This window comes from Streptomyces sp. NBC_00483 (assembly GCF_036013745.1).
Taxonomy (GTDB): domain Bacteria; phylum Actinomycetota; class Actinomycetes; order Streptomycetales; family Streptomycetaceae; genus Streptomyces.
The window spans coordinates 6,873,382-6,898,464 of record NZ_CP107880.1 but is presented as its reverse complement, the minus strand read 5'-3'; the positions used below and the strand labels follow the sequence as shown (position 1 = coordinate 6,898,464).

The 25,083-nt window shown below is 69.1% G+C and carries 18 protein-coding genes and 1 pseudogene; 9 read left to right on the top strand and 10 right to left on the bottom strand.

What is annotated here, in order from left to right:
* Positions 1-244 precede the first annotated feature (244 nt).
* The 4 genes from eccCa to OHA73_RS31065 all read left to right on the top strand — a co-directional run bounded on the left by eccCa (position 245) and on the right by OHA73_RS31065 (position 6,307).
* A complete protein-coding gene (gene eccCa, locus OHA73_RS31080) occupies positions 245-4,186 on the top strand; it encodes a type VII secretion protein EccCa (RefSeq protein ID WP_267068965.1) in 3,942 nt (1,313 codons plus the stop codon).
* Between the two features lie 143 nt (positions 4,187-4,329).
* Complete coding sequence (locus OHA73_RS31075; protein WP_266714887.1) at positions 4,330-4,602, top strand: hypothetical protein; 273 nt, start codon at positions 4,330-4,332, stop codon at positions 4,600-4,602.
* Positions 4,603-4,733: 131 nt separating this feature from the next.
* Complete coding sequence (locus OHA73_RS31070) at positions 4,734-5,753, top strand: SUKH-4 family immunity protein (protein ID WP_327656672.1); 1,020 nt, start codon at positions 4,734-4,736, stop codon at positions 5,751-5,753.
* A 77-nt stretch (positions 5,754-5,830) separates the two neighbouring features.
* Positions 5,831-6,307 (top strand): hypothetical protein, encoded by a 477-nt coding sequence (locus OHA73_RS31065; RefSeq protein ID WP_266714885.1) that lies wholly within the window; start codon positions 5,831-5,833, stop codon positions 6,305-6,307.
* A gap of 37 nt (positions 6,308-6,344) precedes the next feature.
* On the opposite strand, the gene OHA73_RS31060 is transcribed toward OHA73_RS31065, so the two are convergent.
* From OHA73_RS31060 to OHA73_RS31025, 8 genes are all read right to left on the bottom strand, one after another.
* The gene (locus OHA73_RS31060; RefSeq protein ID WP_327656671.1) at positions 6,345-6,716 is read right to left on the bottom strand and encodes a hypothetical protein; all 372 of its coding nucleotides are present in this window, start codon (positions 6,714-6,716) and stop codon (positions 6,345-6,347) included.
* Positions 6,717-6,772: 56 nt separating this feature from the next.
* Complete coding sequence (locus OHA73_RS31055; protein ID WP_327656670.1) at positions 6,773-7,348, bottom strand: hypothetical protein; 576 nt, start codon at positions 7,346-7,348, stop codon at positions 6,773-6,775.
* A gap of 14 nt (positions 7,349-7,362) precedes the next feature.
* A complete protein-coding gene (locus OHA73_RS31050) occupies positions 7,363-7,548 on the bottom strand; it encodes a hypothetical protein (protein ID WP_327656669.1) in 186 nt (61 codons plus the stop codon).
* A gap of 12 nt (positions 7,549-7,560) precedes the next feature.
* A complete protein-coding gene (locus OHA73_RS31045; RefSeq protein ID WP_267068969.1) occupies positions 7,561-7,818 on the bottom strand; it encodes a hypothetical protein in 258 nt (85 codons plus the stop codon).
* 68 nt (positions 7,819-7,886) lie between these two features.
* Entirely contained in the window at positions 7,887-9,125 is a 1,239-nt protein-coding gene (locus tag OHA73_RS31040; RefSeq protein ID WP_327656668.1) for an SUKH-4 family immunity protein, read from the bottom strand.
* Positions 9,126-9,268: 143 nt separating this feature from the next.
* Positions 9,269-10,078, bottom strand: a complete 810-nt coding sequence (locus OHA73_RS31035) for a hypothetical protein (RefSeq protein WP_327656667.1) — start codon at positions 10,076-10,078, stop codon at positions 9,269-9,271.
* Positions 10,079-10,438: 360 nt separating this feature from the next.
* Complete coding sequence (locus OHA73_RS31030; RefSeq protein WP_327656666.1) at positions 10,439-11,779, bottom strand: SUKH-4 family immunity protein; 1,341 nt, start codon at positions 11,777-11,779, stop codon at positions 10,439-10,441.
* A gap of 60 nt (positions 11,780-11,839) precedes the next feature.
* On the bottom strand, positions 11,840-14,380 hold the full coding sequence (locus OHA73_RS31025; protein WP_327656665.1) for a toxin glutamine deamidase domain-containing protein: 2,541 nt from the start codon (positions 14,378-14,380) through the stop codon (positions 11,840-11,842).
* A 145-nt stretch (positions 14,381-14,525) separates the two neighbouring features.
* On the opposite strand from OHA73_RS31025, the gene OHA73_RS31020 reads away from it, so the two are divergent.
* Positions 14,526-15,380: a hypothetical protein gene (locus OHA73_RS31020; protein WP_327656664.1), complete on the top strand. Its 855-nt coding sequence runs from the start codon at positions 14,526-14,528 to the stop codon at positions 15,378-15,380.
* 887 nt (positions 15,381-16,267) lie between these two features.
* Here the strand turns inward: OHA73_RS31020 and OHA73_RS45805 are convergent.
* Positions 16,268-16,564, bottom strand: a pseudogene (locus tag OHA73_RS45805) (WXG100-like domain-containing protein); the annotation flags it as partial.
* A gap of 268 nt (positions 16,565-16,832) precedes the next feature.
* On the opposite strand from OHA73_RS45805, the gene OHA73_RS31010 reads away from it, so the two are divergent.
* The 4 genes from OHA73_RS31010 (at position 16,833) to OHA73_RS30995 (ending at position 23,490) form a co-directional block, all read left to right on the top strand.
* Positions 16,833-19,619 carry an SUKH-4 family immunity protein gene (locus OHA73_RS31010; RefSeq protein ID WP_327656662.1) on the top strand — a complete coding sequence of 929 codons (2,787 nt, stop codon included), beginning with the start codon at positions 16,833-16,835 and terminating at the stop codon, positions 19,617-19,619.
* A gap of 1,018 nt (positions 19,620-20,637) precedes the next feature.
* A complete protein-coding gene (locus OHA73_RS31005; RefSeq protein ID WP_327656661.1) occupies positions 20,638-21,135 on the top strand; it encodes a hypothetical protein in 498 nt (165 codons plus the stop codon).
* A 350-nt stretch (positions 21,136-21,485) separates the two neighbouring features.
* Complete coding sequence (locus OHA73_RS31000) at positions 21,486-22,286, top strand: hypothetical protein (protein ID WP_267068976.1); 801 nt, start codon at positions 21,486-21,488, stop codon at positions 22,284-22,286.
* Complete coding sequence (locus OHA73_RS30995; protein ID WP_266714874.1) at positions 22,279-23,490, top strand: S8 family peptidase; 1,212 nt, start codon at positions 22,279-22,281, stop codon at positions 23,488-23,490. Before OHA73_RS31000 ends, OHA73_RS30995 begins: the two co-directional genes overlap by 8 nt.
* Before the next feature lie 224 nt (positions 23,491-23,714).
* Here OHA73_RS30995 and OHA73_RS30990 read toward each other — a convergent pair whose 3' ends face one another.
* Complete coding sequence (locus OHA73_RS30990; protein ID WP_267068977.1) at positions 23,715-25,043, bottom strand: S8 family serine peptidase; 1,329 nt, start codon at positions 25,041-25,043, stop codon at positions 23,715-23,717.
* Positions 25,044-25,083 lie beyond the last annotated feature (40 nt).

The window sequence follows — 25,083 nt, the reverse complement described above, 5'->3', positions numbered from 1 at the left end:
GTGCGGCGGCGCGGCGTCCGGACGGCGTCACGCGCGGTGCGACAGCGTAGCGTCCTGAGCCCATCTCACCCCACAGGCCCCGGCACTTGACGAGAGTCAGTAGGATCACCGGGCACGCCGGAGCTCTTTGCCTTCGGCCTGGGGGAACCGCCAGTAACGGGGGCGGTCCGACATGTCCCGACGTGCACGACATCCGTGCGCGCTGAACTGATCGACGACTGAAGATTTAAGGACTGGTGCTTCGGTGAGCGTGGTCATCGTCAAGCGACCGCCTCGGGTGTTGCCACCCGACGTACCGACGGACGAGGTGCGTCTCGAGCCGCCGCCGGAGCTGGCGCGGGCCGAGGACCAGAACCTCATGATGAGCCTGCTGCCCATGCTGGGCATGGGCACGTCGTCGGCGTTCTTCTTCACGTCCGGCCAGTCGATCATGAAGATCATGGGTGGCGTCATGATCGTCTCCACCCTGGCCATGGCGCTGACGCAGTTGGTCAAGGCCCGGCAGGGCGGCGGGGCCGAGATGGCTCAGGAACGCCAGGACTACCTCAAGTACTTGACCCAGATCCGGCGTGACGTGCGCACCACCGCGCGCATGCAGCGGGACGGACAGTACTTCCTGCACCCCAACCCCGAGCAGCTGTGGGCGCTGGTCGCCGAGGGCCGCCGGGTGTGGGAACGGCGCGGCAGCGACTCGGACTTCACTCAGGTGCGGCTCGGGCTCGGCCCGCAGCAGCTGGCAACTCCCTTGATGGCGCCCGAGACTGCGCCGCTCGACGAGCTGGAACCGCTCACCGCGCACGCGATGAAGTCGTTCCTGGAGACCCACGGCACGCTGGACGCACTGCCGTTGGCCGTGTCGCTGCGCTCCTTCTACCACGTGAGCGTCTCCGGTGATCCGGACACCACGTACGGGGCCGCCCGGGCGATGATCGCCCAACTGTGCACCCTGCACTCGCCCGAGGACCTGCGGGTCGTCGTCGTCGCGTCGCCCGGCGCGATGGCCGAGTGGGAGTGGACGAAGTGGCTGCCGCACGTGCAGCACAGCAGCACCGACGGCGCGGGCTCCCAGCGCGTGATCGTGGGCGACCTCGGTGAGGTCGAAGAGATGCTCGCCGACGAGCTGGAGGGCCGCGGCCGGTTCAACCCGCAGGGCGCACCGGTCGTCGACCAGCCGCACCTCGTCGTCGTCATGGACGGCGGAGACATCCCCGACGACTCGCTCATCGCGGGCGCCGAGGGCCTGCAGGGCGTCACCATCATCGAGGTGGTCCCCGGCATCGTCGAGGAGCTGCGCGGCTCGCTGTCCGTGCAGGTCCAGCCGGACAGCCTGCTGCTCGAGTCGCAGGGCGGCACCCAGTACACCGGCACCTGCGACACCCTGTCGCTCACCGAGGCCGAGGCGCTGGCGCGCCAGCTCGCGCCGCTGCGCGCCGGTTCGGCGGACGGCGACGAACCGCTCCTCGCCAACCTGGACTTCACCGAGCTGATGGGCATCGGCGACGCCGGTTCGGTGGACGTCGGGCGCACCTGGCGGCCCCGCACGCTGCACGAGCGGCTGCGTGTGCCGCTCGGTGTGGACCGCGACGGGCAGCCGGTCATGCTCGACATCAAGGAGGCCTCCCAGGAGGGCATGGGCCCGCACGGCCTGTGCGTCGGCGCCACCGGTTCCGGTAAGTCCGAGGTGCTCCGCACGCTCGTGCTCGCGCTCTCGGTGACGCACTCCTCGGAGACGCTGAACTTCATCCTCGCCGACTTCAAGGGCGGCGCGACCTTCGCGGGCATGTCCGAACTCCCGCACGTCGCCGCCGTGATCACCAACCTGGCCGACGACCTCACCCTGATCGACCGCATGCGCGACTCGATCACCGGTGAGCTCCAGCGCCGCCAGGAGCTGCTCCGCTCGGCGGGCAACTACGCGAACATCACCGACTACGAGAAGGCCCGTGCGGCCGGCGCCCCGCTGGACCCGCTGCCGTCCCTCGTCATGGTGCTCGACGAGTTCTCCGAACTCCTCACGGCCCGGCCCGACTTCATCGACATGTTCATCCAGATCGGCCGCATCGGCCGGTCCATGGGTGTGCACATGCTGCTCGCCTCGCAGCGCCTGGAAGAGGGCAAGCTCCGCGGCCTCGACACCTTCCTGTCGTACCGCATCGGTCTGCGTACGTTCTCGGCCGCCGAGTCCCGTACCGCGATCGGTGTCCCCGACGCGTACCACCTGCCGAACGTCCCCGGCTCGGGCATCCTCAAGTACGACACCGAGACGATGATCCAGTTCAAGGCCGCGTACGTCGGTGGCGTGTACCGCGCCGGCGGCTCCGGTGGCGGTGGCTCGCGCACCCACCGGCAGCCGGTGCTCTTCACGGCCGCGCCCGTCGCCGAGCAGATCATTCACGAGCCGGAGCCCGAGGTCGTTCCCGACCAGGTCGACGACGCGCTCGCGGACACCGTCCTCGACGTGATCGTGGCCCGCATGATCGGCCAGGGTCCGCCCGCCCACCAGGTGTGGCTGGCGCCGCTCGAGGAGTCCCCTTCGGTGGACTCGCTGCTCCCGCCGCTGTCGACGACTCCGGAGCGCGGCCTGCACGCCGCCGACTACCCGGCGCTCGGCAAGCTGGTCGTGCCGATGGCGCTGGTGGACAAGCCGTTCGAGCAGCGGCGCGACATCCAGTACCTGGACTTCTCCGGTTCGTCCGGTCACGGTCTCGTGGTCGGTGGTCCGCAGTCCGGCAAGTCGACGCTGATCCGGTCGATCATGACCTCGTTCGCGCTCACCCACACCCCGTCCGAAGTGCAGTTCTACTGCCTGGACTTCGGTGGCGGCGGCATGCTCGCGATGGAGGGCCTGCCGCACGTCGGCGGGGCCGCCTCCCGCCTCGACTCCGAGAAGGTCCGCCGTACGGTCGCCGAGGTGCGCGGGATCCTCAACGAGCGCGAGGAGTTCTTCCGCGCCAACAACATCGACTCCATCGGTACGTTCCGGTCCCGGCGCGCCGCCGGGCGGTACCCGGACCAGCGGTGGGGCGACGTCTTCCTCATCATCGACGGCTGGGCCGCCTTCAAGACCGACTACGAGCAGCTCGACCCGGTCATCCTCGACCTGGCCTCGCGCGGCCTCGGCTTCGGCGTCCACCTGATCATCGGCTCCGGCCGCTACACCGAGGTCCGGCCCGCCCTGCGCGACCAGCTCCTCAACCGTGTGGAGCTCAAGCTCGGTGACCCGATGGAGTCCGAGTTCGACCGCAAGAAGATGGAGGCCGTGCCGCTCGGCATGCCCGGTCGCGGTCTGACCCCGGACAAGCTCAGCTCGCTCGGCGCCCTGCCCCGGATCGACGCCGCCTCCGATGTGGAGACCCTCGGCCAGGCCATCGAGCACATGGTGACGACGATCTCCGAGCACTGGCAGGGCCCGCCGGCCCCGCCGGTGCGCATGCTGCCGACCAAGCTGCACATCAGCGAGGTCCCCAAGGGCAGCGACTTCCCCGAGCGGGGCGTCGCGATCGGTGTCGACGAGACGACGCTCTCGCCGTCGTTCATCGACTTCGAGACCGACCCGCTGATGGTGGTCTACGGAGAGTCCGAGTCCGGTAAGTCGGCGGTGCTGCGCATGATCGCCAAGCAGATCTCCGAGCGGTACGCGACCGACAAGGCGCTCATCGTCGTCGGCGACTACCGGCGCGCGCACCTGAGCGAGATGCCCGAGTCGCACCTCTACAAGTACTGCGCTTCGGGACCGCAGCTCCAGGAGGTCGTCACGAGCCTCGCGGGTTCCATGGGCCGCCGTATGCCGGGTCCGGACGTCACGCCGGAGCAGCTGCGCAACCGCTCGTGGTACGACCTGCCGGACGCGTTCATCATCGTCGACGACTACGACCTGGTGGCCACCAGCTCGGGCAACCCGCTCCAGTCGCTGCTCGAGTACCTGCCGTTCGCCCGCGACCTGGGCCTGCGCGTCATCGTCGCGCGCAGCTCCTCCGGTGCGGCGCGTTCGTCCTTCGAGCCGGTCATGCAGCGCATGAAGGAGCTCGGCGCGACGGGTCTCGTACTGTCCGGCGACCCGGCCGAGGGTCAGATCTTCGGCCCGCTCAAGCCGCAGCGGCTGCCGCAGGGCCGAGGCATGCTCGTCACCCGCAAGGGTGGGGCGCAGCTGGTGCAGACGGCTTGGCTGCCGATGCGCAGCAATTAGTCGGCGAGCCATTGGTCGGCCGGGCCGGCCGACCAATGGGCACAGCTGACGCGCGTGTAGTTCTTGCGTACGGTACGGCGCCGGGGATCGGTTGAATCCGATCCCCGGCGCCGTACGCGCAACGAGACCCGAGGAGACGGAAGTTGACCACCGCACCGCGCACCGCCGATGAGGCCCTCGCGATCGCCCGGACGACGTTCCAGCCGCAGTGCGCGGACGGCACCCCGGCGACGCTCAACGTCCAGGAGTTCGACCTGGGCTTCCTGATCTACGCGACCTTCCCGCCGACCGAGCCGCCTTCGTACGGAGGCAGCCACCTGGTCATCTCGAAGGCGGACGGCTCGACGATGTACGTCCCGAACTTTCCGCCGGAGTCGGCGATCAGCCTGTATCGGCGGCAGGTGGGGCGGGGTTGACGGGGGCGGGGGCTCTCTCGCGGCCCTCTCCGGCCCACTCCCGGCCCGCTGTCACCGGGCGGCACTAGACTTTGCGGTCAACGCTCCGCCTTCCTTGACCGTTTACCACCCCGTCCGAGGGAGACCCAGCCGTGACCACGCACGACCAGGACGAACGGCAAGCCGCGCAGCCGGACGGCGGCGGCTCCCCCGCCGTCACCGGCCCCGGCAACACCGCGGTGTTCACGTACGTCGACCCGCGCACCGGCGAGGAGACGTACCTGACGCGTGTCTCGGGCCCGGGCCTGCCGCACGTCGAGTACCAGGCGTGGGCGGACCTGCGCGCCGCGGACGTACCCGCGAGCAACGTGGTGGCGGTTCACACCGACCTCAGCCCCGGCTCCCTGCCGGGCGGCTACACGCTCAACGCGCTCAGGGCCGGTTTCCCGAGCGCGGCACTCTCCTCCAGCCACCCGTACGGCGGGGACCCGGCCGAGCGCGCCGAGGGCGTCGCCGCGCTGACCGAGCGGGTGGCGTCGATGGCGCAGCTCGCGGGCCAGGCGCCGCCGCGCCCGCACCGCGTGCCGCTGCCCTCGCCGACGGCCTCGGCGCCGACGCTGCCGGCCGAGCTCCCGGGGAATCTTCCGGTGCAGCGCTACGGGACGGAACTGCTCGCTTCGGCCGCGCTCCCCGACGCCGCGCGCGCCGCCCTCGCGAGCCCCGGGCTCCCCGCCGACGTCCGCTTCTTCTTCACCGCGGACCGGCCCGAGAGCCCGCCGCGCGGCGGGCTGTTCGTGGACGCGGCGACGCACTTGCGGGAGCTCGGTGCGGAGCTGTCCCCCGCCGCCGCCGACATCCTCTCCGCGCACACCCGCATCGGCACGGACGGCCAGTACGTCATCACGGTGCAGCAGGAGGCCGGCAGCGTTTGGGCGGCGAACCCGACGACGGGCAGCGGCCGTTACGTCAACGCGTCGGTCGCCGCCTTCGCGCACTGCCTCACCACGCTCGCCACCACGCGCGAGCTCATGGTGGGCATGAACCCGTACGAGGCGGGGTCGACGGTCGCCGACCTCCAGGCCCGCCTGATCGCGCTCGACCCCACGTGCTTCGACGACGCCGGCAACTGGTGGTCGGTGATCATCGAGCAGATGTGGCACGGGCTGTTCTGACCCTCTGCCCCTCTGACCTGTTGGCCCCTGGCCTTCCGACCTGCTGACCCTGTCGACCGCAGCCCGAGAGGACCCTCATGCCCCGCGAAGGATTCCGTTCCGATACAACGACCCTGTCCGACGAAGGCACGAACTTCCAGGACCTGGGCACCGCGTTCGCCAAGGCGGCGGCCTCCCTGCAGAACGGCCTCGCCTCCGTGAACGCCTGCGCCCCCACCAGCGGCGAGGCCCCCGCCCCCGAGAAGGGCCAGGTGGAGGGCTTCGTCCAGGGCCTGACCAGCTTCGCCGACAAGGCGGACATGCCGCCGTGGGGCGACGACGAGATCGGCGAGAAGTTCGGCATCGCCTACGAGGGTCTGCAGACCGGAATGTTCGAGTCGATGAAGCACCTGGCTCAGGAGCTGACGAACATCGGGGGCGCGCTCAGCGCGATGGCCAAGAACCACGACGAGAACGAGTCCTTCAACGAGCAGCTGATCCGCCAGGAACAGAACGACGTCGACTTCGCGGCGGGCAGCGGAGGCACGATCTCCAGCATGAGCAAGATGACGTGAAGGGATGGGTGGCTGCCGGGCGAGACCAGGAGGTGGGTCAGATCGCCTGACCGACCCCGATGACCAGCAGCGCGCCGACCATGACCCACAGGGCCGTACGTTCCATGCCGCCCGTTCCCCGCACGGCGAGCCACAGCGCGTAGCAACCGCCCGCCACACCAAGGGCGTTGGCACCGATCGCGACCGCGCCTGCGCTCCCTACGGCCTGACCGACGAGCGCGGCGACGGCCGCCGCGAGGAAGACGGCCGCGCACACGATCCCCCGCAGCCGCTCGCGCCGTACCACCTCGGCGACCCGCGCCCGCTCCTCGGCCAGCGCGCGCTCCTCCGGCGGAAGCTCGGTCTCCCACTTCCGCGAGAAGTCCGCCTCCCACTGCAGGCCGGTGCCGTCTCCACCCGTACGTGTCATGCCCGCGACCCTAACCGACCAGCGGTACGCGGCTCATCCCGAGCCTCATCCGGGGGCTACGGCTCGTAGTGGTCGACGAGACTCTCCGTCGCCGCTTCCCAGAAGTGGGCACCATCGAGGTCCCGCGGGAGCGCCTGCACGAAGTCGCCGAACTCCTGGAGGGCGGCTTCCAGGGACTCGTCCCGTACCTCTTCGTCCTCAAGGTCATCGAGCCGGTCCAGTTCCTTGACGACGGCGGCGAGCAGCGCGATGGCGGCGCCCGCGTGGGCGGCCGAGGCGAACTCGTGCGCGGAGGCCATGCCGGAGGCGCTGTCCCAACCGTTGGGGTCGTAGACCGAGATCTCGCCGGTGGGCATCTCCATAAGGTGGTACTCGCTGCCGTAGACGCCGATGCAGCCGCAGGACGCGGGGATCACGTCGTCCTTGCCGTAGTGACCGGCGAAGATCTCGGCAGGCTCGGCCGTCCAGCCGACCACGCCACCCTTCCCCTGGTAGCCACCGTTGTCGATGTCGATCACCGGGAAGAACGTCCCGGGCTCACCGGTGCACGCTTCCACCCACTCCTGGGACGGGGTGCGGAGCCGGGCGACGACGGCGTCGGGGGCGGGGTCGTTCAGTATCGCGAGGGACAAGGGAAGCTCCATTCCTACGGACTCCGAAGGTTCTCGGTCCACCAACTGCACACGGCATGATCGCTGATCTCTCCGAGGGGGTCGCCGATCTCGTCCCGCAGAGCGGTCAGTTCGGTCTTCGTGTACGCCATCGGGAAGTGCAGGCGCAGCGCCACCCACGCGGTGACGAGGCGGACGGAGGTCGTCAGATTCTCCGCCATGACGTTCGGATGCTAGTAGTTGACGTTCCGCTCGCCCGCGTCCCGGTCCGGAACCCGTTCGTCATCGGGCACAGCGGCGTCGTCCAGCAGGTCCGCCATGTCCCAGTCGTCGCGCTCGGGCAGGCGGTAGACCCTTCCGGTCAGCCCGTGCACGGCGATGACACCACCGCTCCAGGTCCCGAGCGCGTACAGGGCCGGCCTGCCGGGCACTTCCCGCGGGGCCCCCGGCGGGACGTCCAGATCGATCTCGGCGGCGCGGATCCTCGGCACTCCCCCACTTGCCAGGGCGGTCCACCCTTCGCGCACGACGTCGGCTAGGTGTTCAACCGGCTCCGACCTCAGAAGCCGTCCACGTCGAGCTCGGTGATGCCCGCCCAGATCCAGCTCCACAACACACCGCTGGGCGCCTGCGGGGCGAAGAACCCCGGTGCCAGCGCCTCCAGTTCGTCCAGGAACTCCTGCGCCACGGTCTCCTGTTCCCCCTTCACCGGATAGGGGTGCCAACAGGCGTTGGAGTAGCGGTACACCGCCTCCAGAACACGCGTGAAGACGTCGAGATCCGGCGCCAGGTGCACGAGCGTGCCGTTCGTCGGTCCTTCCAGTCGGCTCCGGATGTGTACGGAGCCGTCGCGACCGTGTACGTACAGACCGCCGTAGTCGCACGTCCCGAAGCCGATCAGGTCCTGCGGCAGATCATCAGCGGTGGTTGCGGGCCGCAGTTCCTCGGGGGCGTACGCCGTGAACCCGACCCCATGGCACGCCCACCGCGCGGGGATGCCCACATCCCGCAAGTGCCGTCTGCTTTCCGGGTGCTCCAGGGCCTCGGGAAGCGCGCTGTCGGGTACGCGCAGCACGTTACCCGCTCCGAACGCGTCGTCGATTCGGGCGGCGGTCAACGGCCCCATGGGCCGCTTTCGCCGCGGGGCGGGGCCGAGCGGCGGACTCTGGGAAAACTCGAACGACGTGGACGAAGAGGTGTCGATACCCGCGCTTTGCGGCCAGTTCCGGAGCACCTCCGCATCCGTCTCGAGCATCGCGATGCCGTGCGGGTCCACTACGAGGTGGCACGCCCGCCCCTCCTCGACAGACCACGCGACGGCGGCCTGCCAGCTCTCCGGTGCGGTCAGATCCCATCGGTACAGCTCGGCCGGGCCGAGCTCCTCCAAAGGCACCGCCGACTCGCCCGTCCCACCTTCACGGCCCAACGGCGGCACCGGCACCCTGCGTCCCGACTCCCCGTCGAGGCGGATCAACCCCCGATGGTCCACCACCTCGACGAGGCCCGCCCCCTGGCGCCGGCAACGCACCTCGAAGTAGTCACCGTTCAGGCTGGGTTGGGCAACGAACCAGCCGGCCGGCCGCCACCAGGCCCACCGCGTACGCCACGGCATCCCCGGCTCGGCTGCCAGGACTCGCGCGGCGTACTCGTCGTGACCCGTCGCCGTCGCCGCGAAGTGCAGCCAGGAGGCGAACTCGGCTGCCGACACGTCCGCGCTCCCGAAGATGGCCTCGGCCTGCAGGAACACCTCGCGGCCCGCCCCCTCCTCGGAAGGCTCGGCAGCGATCCGTTCACGCACTTGGGCGCGGTCGGCCGTCAACAACCTTGCTGGGTCTGCAAGTACGGCATCAAGGTCCATGCTCATCGGTTAATCGTGTCAGACTCACTTCCCAGCGGAAAGTTGCCATATTTCTCACCCATCCGGACTCCGTCAATGAGTAGTCACCAACGGCCGGACTTCTCTTCCAAAATGTCCAGCGAGGAGCACTCTTGAGGTTCCTTATCGGCGATGCGCCCCATTCCCGTCAAAGGCGGCCGGCCGACGAGCCAGTTGAGAACCGCCGATGCGGGGAGGCCGAGAGCATATGCGTCACGCAGCCGTTGAATCCAGAGGCGTCCCGCTTCGAGTGCGACCTCGCCGGCTGCGGTTCGAGGTTCGAATCCAGCCGCGTTGCCCGTTTGCGCCGCCCATACATAGCCCAGGACTCTCCCACCGTCGTCCTGTACGGCGAGATGGGCAACGGCGCCATCGGTGACATCCGGGTATTCACCCTCCGACGGAGGCAGTCCGAACCGAAGCCGCCGAGCTCGTGCGGGCACTTCGAAGGTCCCCCAAGCGTCGATGTACGCAGGCCCCTCGACCCTGACGTCCTCGAATCCGGAATCCGTAGGCGTGGCGTACCGGTTTTCGTCGCCCGGCGTCGGCTGGACTACCAGCAACGCGGAGATCTGCTTCAGGACGAGTGTGAGTCGAGGAGAGTTCTCGGCATGAATTGCCAATTGCTCTCGGCCTCGGGTATCCATCGTGAGCCACGCATCGCGGTACGTCTCCAGCGTCACCGTCGCCAGGCTGTTTTTCCAGACGTCCGCCTGGATGGTGAAGAGTTGTTCAGCATGGCGCTCCACCCCACCAGTCGTCCACACTCCAGGGCAGCACACACGCGCATCGACGATGAAGTCGCCCTGAAATTCTCCGACTTGTTCGGCGACACGAGTGAGCGCGCTCCCGGCTGCTGGCGTGGCCTCGCCCACTGGGGCACTGGTCTCCAAAAGTCGAATGTCCCGCGCGGCGACCGACGATCTGACCGTGACGCCGACCGACCTCGGCGACCGGAACCGCCACGCCCGCACCCGCCAGGACGCTCCACACCTCCACAGCCAGTTCGATGGCGCGTGAGGAGTGGATACGACCATCGACAGGGGCGACTTCCCAGGTCCAGTCACCAATCGGGGCTGTAGTGATCACAGCATGTCCTTAGGGTCGGCCACGTCCAACAACTGCTCCCGCGCCGGACGGCGACCGGCCGCCCCGGTCGCCAACTCCTGCCAGATGCCGTCACCTCGTACGCCTGTGAGAGCGCCAACGTCCGGGGCGGGCCGGCCCCCCACTGCTCACATGACGCTCTTGAGCGTCGCCGTCCACCAGCTGAACATCGCCATGGGGACAGCGCTGCCGAGGCCGACCTCGATCCGCGTGGACAGCGTGTCTAGCTCCAAACGGCTTGTGGTCATGCGGAGTTGGGAGCGGATACCGATGTACCTGGACGCCAAGGTGAGGAACGTGGCGAGGTCGGGGGCGATCCACGTGACGTACTTGTCGTCCTCGGGGCCCTCAACGTCCTCAAGGGTGTTGACTGCCTCGAACCACGGGGTGGTTCGTTCCGGGGCGTCGATGTCCTCGTCCGGATGCCAGGGGCCGAGCCGGGTGCCGTCGGAACCAGGTGGCAGACGGTAGACGACCCCAGTGGAGCCCTCGACGACCAGCGTTCCGCCTTCCAGTGAACCGATGGGAAGAAGGTCGTTGGTGTCGTTGGTGCCGTCGTTCTCGTCGGTGGAAGCGTGCGGCCGCCGGCGCGGCGGTGTCAGCTCCAGCGGGTGGCGCCGGAAGACCGGGACACCGACCTCGACGAGGGTCTCCCGGCTCGCGTGGTCGCCCACGCCCGGAGGGAGGTCCGCCGGGGGCACGCGGTAAAAGTCCGCGGCCTCGAAGGCGGGGAAGTCCGGGTGCCTGCCGTACGTCCCGGCGGCGAAACCTGGCACCACGTCGAAGGGGAAGGTACGCGTCTCCGGCCTCTCCGGAGGATTTGTGCACGCTGCGGTGAGCGGGTCGGCCGTAGCGGAGTCGATGGCGAACACGCCGCCAGGCGAGCAGTAGATCGTGAGACCGGTGAGGCCGTCCATGCGCAGATGCCCCGTAACGAGCGGTAGACACCGCGACAGCCCACCAAGATCCGTCCAGAGCGGCAGCGTGAACGCGTTGAAGGTGCCGATGGGACGCGACTGCCCAGGGGTCGGCAGAGGACCGGTACTGGGCCCCGCGAGCGGTCGACCGCTCGCCGCGTCCCAGGCCCAGTGGGGCGACTCATCGGAAACGTACTCGCGTCCGATCACGGCGGGGCGCCCATCCCGGGACCAGTCCGCGGGAGCTGGTTCGATCTGCTCGATCGGGCCGGGGAGCCAGCCGTCGAACGATACGGCCCCCGGCGGCCGCCAGTGGTGCCAGCGCACGCGCCAGGGGAGCGTTGTCGGCAAGTCGTCGATCTCGGCGGCCACTTCGGCATCGGCGTGGGCCGTAGCGGCCAGATGCAACCATGCAGCCCACTCCTCCAGGCCCGCAGGACGCACGCCGGCCAGCCACAGCTGCAAGGCGTAGTGGACGGGGAGCGGGAGTTCCACCCGGGGGGCGTAACTGCGCTCGGCAGACGCGAGCAGAGCGCTGACGTCCGAACTCAAGAACTCATGGACATTTTCAGGAAATACACCTTCAGGCAACTGAAACTCCCCGACGTTGCATCATTTCTTTTTCTGCGTACCGAGTTCCTGGGCCAGGACGTCGTACAAATTCTCAACCTTGGACAGAACGCGCTCCCTGAACTCCTCATTCATTCGCTCTTCTGCGGGAGTCTTCGGACTCAGCTCATCCACCCCGGACGCAAGAGCGTTGAGATCCGCCCTGTCCATTTTTCCGCCCTTCACCCCATGCTCCTGTGCAATCATCTCACGGGCGGCCCTTTGAACGTCGGCGCGGATCTCTCGCCTTTCGACCACGGCCTCACCGTCCACGCGATACGTGGAGCTGTAGTAGATGGGCACGTCAGCTGCGAGGTTCTTCTTCAGCAAAGACGAGCAGTTCGAGGACCCTCGGCCACCCTTCTTGCTTCCGCAAGGTTCACGCTCGGTGTAAAGGCCGACGATCTTTCTCTCACTGTTTCCGTCCCGGCGATTTCTTTCCTCGACCCACTGCATGAGATGGTCTTCCGAATGACGCGCCGATATTTCCCCCGGAGAGCCCGTCGGTATGGAGGAGTCGACTACGTACTCTATTTCCCCGTTCCCGTTGTCGACTTCAATGACAGCATAGTTCTTCTCACTGAGGTCCGGGACATGGGGAGAATCACCCAGGCCGTACTTGTTGGCCAGGTCGTTGCCGTCCGTCTTCTTGGCCTCCCTACGATTCTCGGCTGCTGCCGAGACCGTGCGGTCCGGGGACTCCTCGTAACCGCTCACACCGTGCCGCTCGTGGAAGGTGTGACTAAGGCGCGCCAGAGTGCTCACGACATGCATCTGCTCGCCGCGGTTCAGGCCGTCAAAGCCCGGGAGAGCCAGCCTGAGCCTCTCGCGGTCGAATGTCATGGGAGTGCCGTCCGGCGTCTGACCCGCCGTCTGCCTGAGGACATTCGCGAGAGGGCTGACACCGTCGTGGGCAGCAGAGTGGTTCGGATCGGCCCACTTGTCGATCTGCGCGTCAACTCGTTCGTGTTGCACCTGGAACACGGGATTGCGGGCCCGAAGAGCCTGCTGCGCCGGGTCCGGGGGAAGCCCTGGAGAGTTGGGGTCGTCCGAAGTCGTGGGCCGGAGAGTTGCGGGGCCCTCTCGCTCCAGGTAGGGATCCGAGTCGTCTGGATGGGGTGTGAGCGCGGGGCCTTTCGGCGGGGAAGCATCGCCGTCGGCTTCGGAGGGCGCCGCTCCGTAGCCGGCCGGGGGCGTGGCCGCAGCCATGGAATCTGGGCTCGGGCCATGGGCCGGGGTGTCGCCGCCGGGGCCCGGCGTCGTGGGAGTGGCGGGAGTCGTATCGCTCTGCTGGGAATCGTCGGCCTGGTTCGCTGTCGGGCTCTGCTGCGACTGTGCCTGGCTCTCGTTCTGCTTCTGGTCTCCCTGCGACTGCGAGTCTTCTTGCTCCTGGTCCTCTTCCTCCGCCGTCTCGTCCTTCTTCTCCCAAGGGGCGTCCATTGTCTGGCCGTTGGAGTCGAAGGGGACGTAGCGGACGCCGGCGGCGCCGGTGTGGATGGGGTTGGGGCTGACTTCGCCGGTCTGGTGGTCGACCCAGATGATCTGGCCGTTGTGGTTGTAGACGTTGAAGGCGTGTCCGCCGCCTCCGGGCCACTGGACGCCGACGACAGCGGCGGAGCCGGGGCCGGCTTCCTGGAGGTGGTGGGCTATTCGTGCGTAGGGGCCGGGGTGGTCGGCGCCGGCCCAGATCTGGGGGCGGCCCGCCCAGGCGTCGAGGTTGTTGTACGAGTCGCGTTCGGGCGACATCGTGTCCAGCGAGCCGTCCTGGTTTTTGTCCGGGGTGCGCGGCGCCGACACCTGGGGGTTGCCGAACCAGGTGGACAGGCCTGCACGGGCGTTGTCGAGGCAGTTGTTGGAACGTCCGGGCTGCTGGAGGCCGCCGTCGTTCTGGAGTTGGGCCCATTCGCCGTTGGGGTCGGGGTGGCGTTGGGGCGTGCCGTCCTCATTGCGGGGGACGGCGTCCTGGAGGGCCTGCTGGTGGGCGGGGTCCGGCGTCAGCAGGCCGTAGGGGGCGTGGTTGAGGCTGTCGCGGATCTGCTGGAGGCTCTGGCCCTGGGAGAGGGGGGCCGGCGGGTCCTGCTTGGGGGGCGTGGTGTCGGAGGACTCCTGCGCGGGGTGGCCGTTCGAACTGGGTTGCTGAGCGCCGGGATTGTTGTTCGGGGTCTGAATCGGGACCTGGATCTGGACCGGGACCTGGGTCGGCGCCTGATTCGGGGTCTGGTTGGCAGGCTGGTTCGGCGTGTGGCTCGGAGCCGGGTTGGCAGGCTGGTTCGGCGTCTGGCTTGGGCCCTGGTTCGTAGGCGGATTGGGGGTCTGATTCGGGCCCTGGTTCGCAGGCTGATTCGGGGCCTGGTTCGGCGTCTGGCTCGGAGCTTGATTCGGCGTCTGCCCCGGAGCCTGGTTCGTAGGCTGGTTCTGACTCGGAACCTGGTTCGCAGGCTGATTCGGAGTCTGACTCGGGCCCTGGTTCGGCGTCTGGCTTGGTCCCTGGTTCGCAGGCTGGTTCTGGTTCGGCGTCTGATTCGGGGTGGGTGTGGCCGACAAGCCCGGCTGGTTCGGGGTGTTGGGGTTGGGGTTGGTCGTGCCGGGCCTGTTGTTGGTGGGGGTGTTGGGGCGGGGCGTCGAGGGGGTTGTCGGCTCGCGGCGGGTCGGTGTGGGTGTCGTGCGTTGAGGGGTCTCGGTACGGGGTGTGTCCGTACGGGGGTTCGTCGAGGGGGTGGGCTGGCGCGGCGGGCCCTGGGTCGGGGTGGTGGGGGTGTTCGTGACCGGGCCCGGGGTCGCGGTCGGTGCGGCGTTCGGCGTCTGGTTCGGGGTCGGTGTTGTGGCGTTGGGGTCGCCGGTGGGTGCCGGGTTCGCCGTGGGTGCGGGGCGGGTCGGGGCGTGGGCCTCCGTGGCCGTGACGCTTTGGGAGTGGAACGTGGGGCTGGACGACGTACGTGAGTGCGAGTCGGAGCCCGTGTGGGCGCCCGTACCCGCGCTGGGTATGGAGCCCGGCGTCGTAGAAGTGGACGCGGGGGACGAGGTGTCGGTGGACGTGGGAGTGCCCGTCGGCATCGCCGTCGTCGTGGGTTGTTGGACCTGCGTACGTGGGTCGGTCGCGGTCGACGGATCGTTACCGCGGTCGGGCGAAGGGGTGTGCGCGGCGGGGCCGTTGGACTCCTGCGTCGGGGTGGCGCTCTCCGATGCCGTGTTGATGCTGTGGGACGGGTCGGGCTGGCCGGGCGACGGCGCCGCATCCGGTATGGGGGTCGGTGCGGGCGACGGCGTGTCCGCGTCCACGCGCGCGTGCGGCACCGAGGAGGACGGGTCCGACTGTGCGGCGGGAGAGGGCGTGGCCGTCTCGCTGCCGTTGCGCTGCGCGTCCGTACCCGTCGACACGTCCGGCGTTCCGGACGACGATGCGGCGTCCGGCGTGCTCGACGATCCGGTCGAACCGGGTGAACCAGCTGAACCGGGCGAGGAATCCGGTGTGCTCGACGGGCCCGTGGAGCCGCCGGCATCGGACGACGTGGAGGATCCGGACGCCGGCTGCTGCTCGTGGTAGCCCGCGTCGAACGGGGTCAACGGCCGATCGGAGGACGGCGCCGGGGAAGGGGTCGACGTCGGTGTCGGCGTCGATCCGGCGTTACCGTTCGAGCCGGCCTGCGACCCAACTCCCGTACTGCCACTGCCTGTTGAACCCGCGCCACCGGTGTCGCCGGAAGCCGAAGCACCAGCCGTACCGCCTCCGTCGCCACCGGACCCGGACCCGGATCCGGACACCCCGGAACCAGCCCCTGAACCACCGGAACCGGAACCGCCCGAGCCGCCCCCGGACCCACCGGACGCCGCTCCACCGGAACCAGCTCCCGCCCCGGCACCCCCCGACGCACCTCCAGAACCGTCCCCACCGGAACCACCACCGGAGCCGGCCCCAGCCCCAGATCCGGACCCGGCACCCGAACCCGCGCCTGCGCCTGCGCCGCCGCCACCATCCGCACCGCCCCCGGCCCCTGAACCGGCCCCGCCACCCGAAGAACCCGCCCCGGCCCCCGCATCCCCATCCGCCCCGCCCGACGACGACGAGTTCCCCGCCGCACCGTCCAGCCCGCCCCGCGCATGCGACCCCGCCCGGCCCCCGGCCCCGTCCCGCAGCGACTCACCCAACGTGGAGCCGAAGTTGTCGAACCCGTCCTTGACGGCCGTCTTGCCCGCCTCGGCCGTGCGCCCCAGGTTGTAACCGTCCTGCGCACCGAAGTTCTGGTTCACCGTCTGCGCGACGAGGTCCTTGCTCATCTCCTCCAGCGCGGAGACGAACGGCTCCTTCACCGCCTCCAGTGCCGCCTCCAGCAGCGCCTGCGCGGCCTCCTTCAAAATCTTGCGCACCGCGATCCGGGTCACCTGCGTCATCGCCGCCGACGCCGCCGCCGATATCCCGAACGTGACCACCGCCGTCGCCGCCGCCACCGCGATCTGGACCGCCAGCACGATCAGCTGGATGATCACCGCGATCTTCATCCCGATGATCAGCATCGCCGCGACATCGAAGACCGACGCGATCACCTCGGCCGCCTGCCGGGCATCGTCCAGATACCCCGACCCGCCCGCGAAGTTGTCCCACTTCTCGACGAACGCGTCGATCGACTCGCCGTAGTTGTCCGACGTGACATTCCCGGCCGACCGCATCGCATCCGACTGGATGTCCCCGACCTGCGCCCCGAAATCGCGCCACGTCTGGGCGCACTGCATCATGTGGTCCTCGTTGGCGGTGGGCCAGTCGAAGCCCAACATCTCCAACAGCCAGGCCAACTCGTCCGGCAGCATCATCGCCATGGCGGCATCTCCCCCGTGTCGCCGTACATCCGCCGGACCCCGTGTGCCTCAACAGACGTAATTTTGCGCGGAGTTTACCAAGCCACTCGGGCGCCTGGGCACCCCCACCGGCCACACGTGTCCCGTTGTCAGAGGTCGCCCTTAAAGTGGGCATGCACGTGTTTACGGGGAACCAGGGAGAGTCGTGAGCTGGCAGAACAGCCCCATGGGAGCGCCCCAGCAGCCCATGACTGCGCCGCAGCAACCCATGGCAGCGGCGCAGCAGGTCGCCTACGAGCCGCATCCGTTCATCGGCGGCCGCGCCTCCGCCCTGCGCGCGCTCGCCGCCTGGCGGGCCGCCGTGCCGGACGCGCCGCGCGTCGCGCTCCTCACCGGCTCGCCGGGGTGCGGCAGTTCGCGCCTGCTGACCGGCTTCCTGATGCTGTGCGACCCCGGGCACCGCGAGCGCATCGACCTCTCGCGCCTCGATCCGTGGACGGTCCCGCCGCCGCTGCCCGCGCCCGCCGTGCCGAGCGCCGCCGGGCTCACACCGGCACAGCTGCTGTGGGTGCTCGCCGACCACTACGGGATCGACGTCGCGCGCGATGCGGAGGTGTACGAGGCCTTGGGCGCGGGCGAGCGCGTGATCGTGGTGCCCGATGTGGACGAGGCCGGTCCCGTACGGGCCGGGCGCGGGCCCGAGCGGATGGCGCGCGAGCTGCTGCTGCCGCTCGCGGGGCTCCCCTCCGTACGACTCCTCGCCGAGGTCCCGCGCGCGGTGGCCGCCGAGATCGCCGCCGCGCTCCCTGCCGGGACGGTACAGGTCATCGATCTCGACGCGCCGGAGCACGCCGACCTCCACGGCCTCACCCTGCAGACCCAGCTCGCGCTCGATCCGGCCTTCGGGGCGCCCCGGCTGCCGTTCACCGAGGATCCGCAGATGCGGCTCTGGCTCGCGCAGGGCATCGCGTCGCGCACGGCCACGGGCCCCGGCGGCAGCCGCCTGACCGCCCAACTAACGGTCAACGCCCACCTGTTGGCACCAGAACCGCCACCCAACGCCGCCCTCTTCCCCGCCGGCCCCGCCGACACCGTCGCCATGCACGCCCAACGCCTCGGCGCCGACCCGACCCTCCTGCCCGCGATGCTCGCTCCACTGGCCCTCGCAGAGGGCGAGGGCCTGCCGCTGCCGCTGTGGGCACCGTTGGCATCGGCGCTGGCGGCCCGCGACCTGGCGCCGGACATCGCCAACGGAATGCCGCTCGCCGGCCCGTTCGTCACCACGGTGAACGACGAGGACGCAGCCGAGCCCACCCTCATCGCCCTCGCCCACCCGGCCCTCGGCGAGGCGATCCGCGCCACGCTGCCCGACGTACGCGCCGCACACCTCTGCCTCGCGATGGAGCTGCTTGAGCGGGTCCCCACCGAGGGCTGGGAGCAGGCCGACGCCTACGTACGGGACGGCATCGTCGGCCACCTCCTGGGTGCGGGCCAACTGCCCCGCCTGCTCAAGGACCCGTGGCTGCTTGTGCACACGGACCCGGTGGTGCTGCGGGCCGCGCTGGACGAGATCACGACGGATGCCCGGGCGCGCGAATCGCTCCCCGCTCCAGGACGTACGTACGTACGGATCGCCGCGCTGCTGACGCGTACGCAGGCGGGGCCGGAGCAGCGCGCGCGGATGCTGGCGGCGGCGTTCGAGGAGGACGGACTCACGCAGTACGCGGCCGCGTTGGGCTCCGCCGGCAGGGGCGAGGGCGGCAGCCCTGCCACCTCCGGGCCCACGGCTCCGGTGATCCCACAGCGCACGGCTCCACCGTCCACGACATCGGCACCGCCCACGACACCGGCACCGTCCGCCACATCCCCGCAACGCACGCCCACCGTGGTGGACTACCCGTTGGCGCCGCCCGAGCCGATGGCGTCGCCCGCGACACCCCCTCAGCCGCACCAGTCGGCACCCGCTCCCACCCCCACGGGCCCACCACCCGGCCGCCCGGCCACCGGCCCCGGCAACACCGCAGTCTTCACCTACGTCGACCCGCGCACCGGCCAGGAGGCCTACGTCACCGCCACCTCGGCGCCCGGCAAGCCGCCGGCCGAGTATCAGGGCATGGCGCAGCTGGGCGAGTTGAGGGTGCCGGTGGACAACGTCGTCGCGATCCACACGGACCTGTGCCCCGGCTACTTCCCCGGCGGCTACACGGCGAACGTCCTGTTGTCCACGTTCCCGAAGGCCTCCCATTCGCACGCCCACCCCTACGGCCGGGACCAGGCCTCCCGCACCGAGGGCATCACCGCGCTCGCCTCGCACGCGCAGTTGATGTCCCAACTCGCCGGGCAGCAGGCGCCACCACAGCCCTCGCGCGCCCCACTCCCCCACCCCGTACCGCCCACGCACGTGCTTCCTGACGCGGAGCTCGGCCCGCTGCTCACACAGGTCTTCGGCGAGCAGAAGGTCCGCCGCTACGCTCCCCAACTCCTGGCCACCGCGGCACTCCCCGACGCGGCGCGCGCAACGCTCGCCACCGCCGGCCTCCCCGCCGACGTCCCGCTCTTCTTCCTGGCGGACACCGACGCACCCGGCGTTCCGCCCGTCATGGGCGGCATGTTCGCGGACGTGTGCACCCACCTCATCGGCACGGGCGTCCAGTTGTCCCCCGACGCGGCCAACACCCTCGCCACGCACACCCGCATCGGCACGGACGGCATGTTCGTGATCACGGTGCAGCGCGACAGCGGCCAGGTCTGGGCGGCCATGCCCCTGGACGGCAGCCTCCAGTACGTGAACTCCTCGGTCGCCGCCTTCGCATACTCCCTCGCCACGCTGTACGCGACGCGCGGCCACATGATCGACGCGAGCCCGCACACGGCAGGCAACATCGTCGCCGACCTCCAGACCCGCCTCCTGACCATCGACCCGAACGCCCTGTCGCAGCCGGACAACTGGTGGTCACTGGTCATCGAGCAGATGTGGCACGGGTTGTTCTGACCGCCACCGCCCGCACGGTCGTCGAGGCCGCTGCCACCGCGTGCGCTCGCGAGTTCAGCGGCTCGACTCCCACAGCCGGGGCCCCGACCGCCAAGGACAGTTGACCCGTACGACCGACTGATCGGTGAATGTCAGGTCGCAGGCGTCGGGGCCGGCCTGGGGTTGATGGGTAACCGAGAGAAGGTCATGCGCCGGAACGGTCAAGCCAGGTTCCGTCATGCCCAGTTAGTCGCCGCGTCGTGAACGCTGTACGTAGACCAGGATCGCGTCCCGATCCGTCAGCAGCAGGACCGTCGCCGCGTCAGTGGTCGGGATCCGCGGGTACAGCGCCGAGGCGAAGCGGCCGGCAAGGCTGCCGCGCCCACCCCTGAGGGGTTTTCCGGCGCGGCGGGTGCGGTTGCGGTGCAGCCACCAGAACAGGTCGAGGTCCGGGGCGATGATGCCATAAAGGCGGAAGACGCCCCAGACGCTGCGCTTGAAACCGGCCCAGCGGGCGCCGGGCAGCCGTTGGCCGATACACGATGCGCACTCCGCCTCCGACGCCGACTACAACGACGCCGTCGCCACCACCGATAAATGGTGGGACGCGGATTGTCGATGGCCGTCGGCGGCGCCACCGCGGCGGCCTCACCCGTGGCCGGAGACGTCGCCGGGTTCGCCGTCGAGGACATCCAGGAACTCGTCGTCAAGCGAGCTCAGCGCGACACCGGAGACGAAGCCAACTCCGCATCGGCCAAGGACTACGCGGACGGTATGAAGGCGGCCGGCTCCTCCAGCGCCGCCTCGCTTCGACTGGCATATCAGGCCGCGGAATCGACATGTCACAAGGGGACGTCAACGTGGACAGCGGGGCCATTGAGCGAGCGGCCAGAGACGAATACATCGCGGGTGCGACGTGGAACGCCTCGGTGAACGACAAGTGAGCGCCAAGGCCGACAGGCGCCCTCAGTGTGGGCCGAGCGCCGTCATCGCCCTGCTCCTGCTCGCCCTGACCAGCTGCAGCGACAAGACTCCCGTCATGCCGAGTACCGCATCCAGGGTCTGCGACGGCAAGCTCGCCGGCTCGGTGTTCGGCCCCCTGGTCGGGGACGGCGGTATCGCCTCCGAGGACACCACCCGCTTCCACCCGACCACGTGGAAGGCATACGGCGACTGCTGGCAGTACGGCGCGGAACACTCCGTCCGCATCTCCTACCTGTGGACAAAGACCGTGAACAACGGCGCCGGTACATCGACACCCCGGAATGGCACGAACCCGACACCGTCCTCCACTTTCGCAGGGACGGTCGACACCTTTAGCGTGGATTCGGTGACGGGCGCGGTCACCAACAACCGGGCGATGGTCGACGTCCCCTGCATCGCGCCAGGCGTGTTCGATAAAGGCAAGGCTGTGCTGGAGATTGAGGTCAAGGACATGCCGCCCGCCCAGGGCCTCGACGCGACGAAGCGCCGCCAGTTCGCCACCGCGGCCACGAAGGCTGCCGACTACCTGGCGGGAGACGTCTTCTCCTGCTGATGCGCTTTCCTGGTGCACTTCCAGAACCACAGGAGTGGCCAACGCAATACCGAAGGTGACTGTAGCGACCACCAAGTAGGTGAGTATGTTCGTGCGATCAGGCAAGAGCGTAGTGCTCCTTGGGCTTGGCGTCCGACTGAGCCCAGACACCGAACGAACAAGAAATCACCAGAAATGCGAACGGATCAGAGAGGCCGATGAGTCACCCGCCAGAGGACCCTAGATACTCCAGCACGTACCCCACTTCTCCCCCGCCTGTGCCACCTCCTCAGCAGCCACCCGCCTGGGGCGCTCCTCCCGTCGGCGCACCTCCCACCAGCCCCCCGCCACCCGGCCCTCCCGGCCCGTTCATGCCGCACCAGGCTCCGTCTCCGTACGCGTATGCGCCCGGCCCTGCCGCCAAGCCTCCCGGCAAGGCACAGCGTGTCTGGGGAATCATCGTCCTCGTCGTCGGCGTTCTTCCTCTCCTCATTGGAGCCGGGCTCCTCGCGGCCAACATCAAGGACGCCCGGATCACGAAGTTCAACGATGCCTTCGCTCCGAAGGCCTGGCACAATCTGGAGAGCGACAAGCTCTTCCCCGACACGATGTCGGAACTGGGTACCGTCTACGACAACCCGGGTTGGGTGCGTCAGGGCATCGCGCAGGCCGCGAAGTGCGACGAGGTGCTGAGCGGCAAGCTGCTCCAACAGGCCACCGCCGGCGGCTGCAAGACGGTGCTCCGTGCGACCTATGTCGACCAGGGCGGCGAGGCGGCGGCCACTGTCTCCCTCATCGTGCTCGGCAACAGCGCCGCCGCGACGGAACTGGCCGACCAGTACTCCGAGACCGACACCGAAACCGAGCTGAATCCGCCCGGCGTCACCCCCTACCCGGTCCCCAAGACGTTGGCCTCGGGCTGGTCGAAGCGCAACGTCGTGGCCAATTCCTTCGCCCCCTTGAGCGCGGGAACCTCACAGACTCCGTACGTCATGGCGTTTTCGGTGGGATCAGTCGACGCACAGCGCAGTTGGGGACGTCTCCCCCAGCCCTGGACTCGCACGCAGGGCGACGAGACGGAGGCGTACAAGAGAATGGCGACCAACTTCGCCAGCATCTCCGGCTACCACGTCAACCAGGTGATCGACGGGAAGGCCGACGACGATGCCTAGCCGATCCAGCAGGACCCGACTGAATACGTTCCTGCGGACCATCACGGTGCCGCTGAGTGCCGTGATCGCATTCGGGGCGCTCCAGCAACCCGCCCAGGCGGCACCGGCCCGCTGGGAGTTGCCCGCCATGTCGGTACCGCAGGCGCAGAAGGCCGGCAAGGGGTCCGGCATCACCGTGGCGGTGCTGGACACCGGGATCCAGACCGACCACCCGGCCCTGCATGGCCGCGTGACCGAAGGCCCGGACATTCTCGGCGGCGCGGACAAGTCGTCGAGTTCCTACGGCGGGCACGGCACCGCGATGGCATCCAACGTCCTGGAAGTGGCGCCTCAGGCAAAGGTGTTGGGTATCAGGGTGCTGGGCGACGACAACACCGGGAACGAGAAAGTCCTGACCGAAGGCATCCGCTACGCCGCGGACCACGGCGCCGACGTCATCTCCATCTCCCTGGGCATGGAAGGCATCGGGACGTCCTTCGACGCCCAGTTGGACGCCGCCGTCCAATACGCACTGTCCAAGGGCATCTCCATCGTCAACGGTGCGGGCAACGCCGGCGACGTCAGCGAAGAGACCATGGACGAGAACGATTTCGCCTTCCCCTCCGGGGACCCCGGTGTCGTGACCGTCGCCGCGGCCGATCGCCGCGGGCAGCGGGCTTCGTTCTCGACCGTTCACAACTACGTCGACATCGCGGCCCCCGGAGTCAGCGTCACCGCGGCGAAGGCCGGTACGCGGACAACGGAGCGGATCGACGGCACGTCTCCCGCCACCGCTCTGGTCTCGGGCGTGGTCGCCCTGATGCGCGAGCAGCACCCGAAACTCGCCCCGTACCAGATCACGCAGGCGCTGGAACGCACCGCTTCCACCCACCAGCGGGGCCACAACCCGCAGACGGGCTACGGAATGGTCAACGCCCAGGCCGCACTCGCCGCGGCAGCCAAGCTGAGCCCCGCCCAGAAGATGGCAGTGGGCACCGCCGGCGCCGGCAAGCACTTCGGCCCCGGCGATGACGGAACACCCTCACGTGTCGGCTACGGAATGGACTCCGAAACCACCATCGTGTCCATCGCCTTCGCCGTCGTCGGCCTGCTCATCTGCGCAGGCGGATTCCTCCTGTTCCGCCGCGGCCGTCGCAGGCGCCGCGACTGGGAGCAGCAACAGCGGGTGGGCGCTCCGCAGCCGCCCTCCATGGCGGCTTACTGAGGCCGCCTACTGAGCATGACGCCGCACAGAGCTGGGGCCCGCAGTCTTCGTGGCTGCGGGTCCCATGCCTTTCTCGTACCGCTCGCCCAAGACCGCGAGCTACGACGGCCACGCACACCAGGGGCCAGGCGTGGCCAAGCCCGCATCAGGCGCCCTGTTAACGCAACGCGCCCCACGTCGTCAGGGACGGACGGGGGGCGCGGATGACTCCCGCTGAGCGGTAACTACTGCTGACCGTACGGCGGTTGCGAGGGGGCCTGCGGGTACGAGCCCGGGGCGGGAGGTGCCTGTTGCGGGTACGAGCCGGGGTACGGCTGCTGCGCCGCATACGGCTGATTGCCTCCGCCACCCCAGCCACCACCGGGGGGCGGGGGCGGGCCGCCGCCATTGTTCTTGCGACTGCGCATGATCACGATCACGACGATCGCCAGAACGACGAGGACGCCTGCGGCGATGCCGATGATTAGGCCGGTACTGATACCGCCGGAGTCGGAGGCGGCGTCGGGCGAGGAAGAGGACGGGGCTGAGGCGCCGTCACTGCTGGTCTTGCCGACGGCGGCATTCAACTGGTCGATCTTGAGCGGGCCGTTCTTGGAACCGGCCGGGACGTCCTTCGTGAGCGCGGCCAGCGGCTGAATGAAGCCGTAGCCGTAGTGCTCGTCGGGGAGCGACGTGCCCTTCGCAGAGGCGGGGAGGCCAGCGGTCTTAGCCAGGCGATTGACGAGCTGGCCTGCGGAGAGTTCGGGGAACTTCTGCTTGAGGAGGGCTAGGGCTGAGGAGACGTAGGCGGTGGCGTCTGACGTGCCATCTGATTTGGCATAACCGCTAGGTCCAGAGCCAGTGCTGACAATCCCGTCTCCAGGAGCGGTGAGGAGTACAGAATCGCCGTGGTTCGACTTGCTCCAAATCTCACCGCTCCTCGACACGGCGCCCACCCCGACGATGCCTGGATAGCTGACGGGCAACACGTCGTCCGCGTTCTTTCCTTCATTTCCGGAGGAAACAACAACCGGTACGCCCTTGCCATCAGCGTAGGCAATCGCCTTGAGTACCGAACTCTTGTCTGCGCAGCTGCTAGCCGTTTGCGAGATGTTGATGACCTGAGCCCCGTGATCGACTGCGTAGCGGATGGACCGTACGAAACAGTCCCCACCGAAGTCGCGGATTGGGAGGATCTTGGCCTCTGGAGCCAAACCCTTGACGCCGTTCTCCCCGTTCGCCCCATGACCGTGCGCCGCGATATCGCCCGCCATGCCTGTGCCATGGCTGTCGCCGTCCTCGGGCGAAGCGTCGTCATCCCCAGACTTGAAATCTTTGCCCGCCAGGACGTTGCCCTTGAGGTCAGGATGGTTCGCGTCCACGCCCTCGTCAATCACGGCGACCGTGACTCCCTTTCCGGTCGCCACGTCCCAGATCTTGTCAGCCGAGAACGCCGACAAGACCCACTGGTCATCTCGCACCTGATCTGCCGACGCCGTCGGCGCGGCCGCGAAAAGCAGCGCTCCCGCCGCTGCCGCAGCGCCGACCGCGCGCAGCGCTCGCGTGAAGCTCATGCCGTAACACCTTCCCTCGCAGGGCGGGGCCCACAGCCCG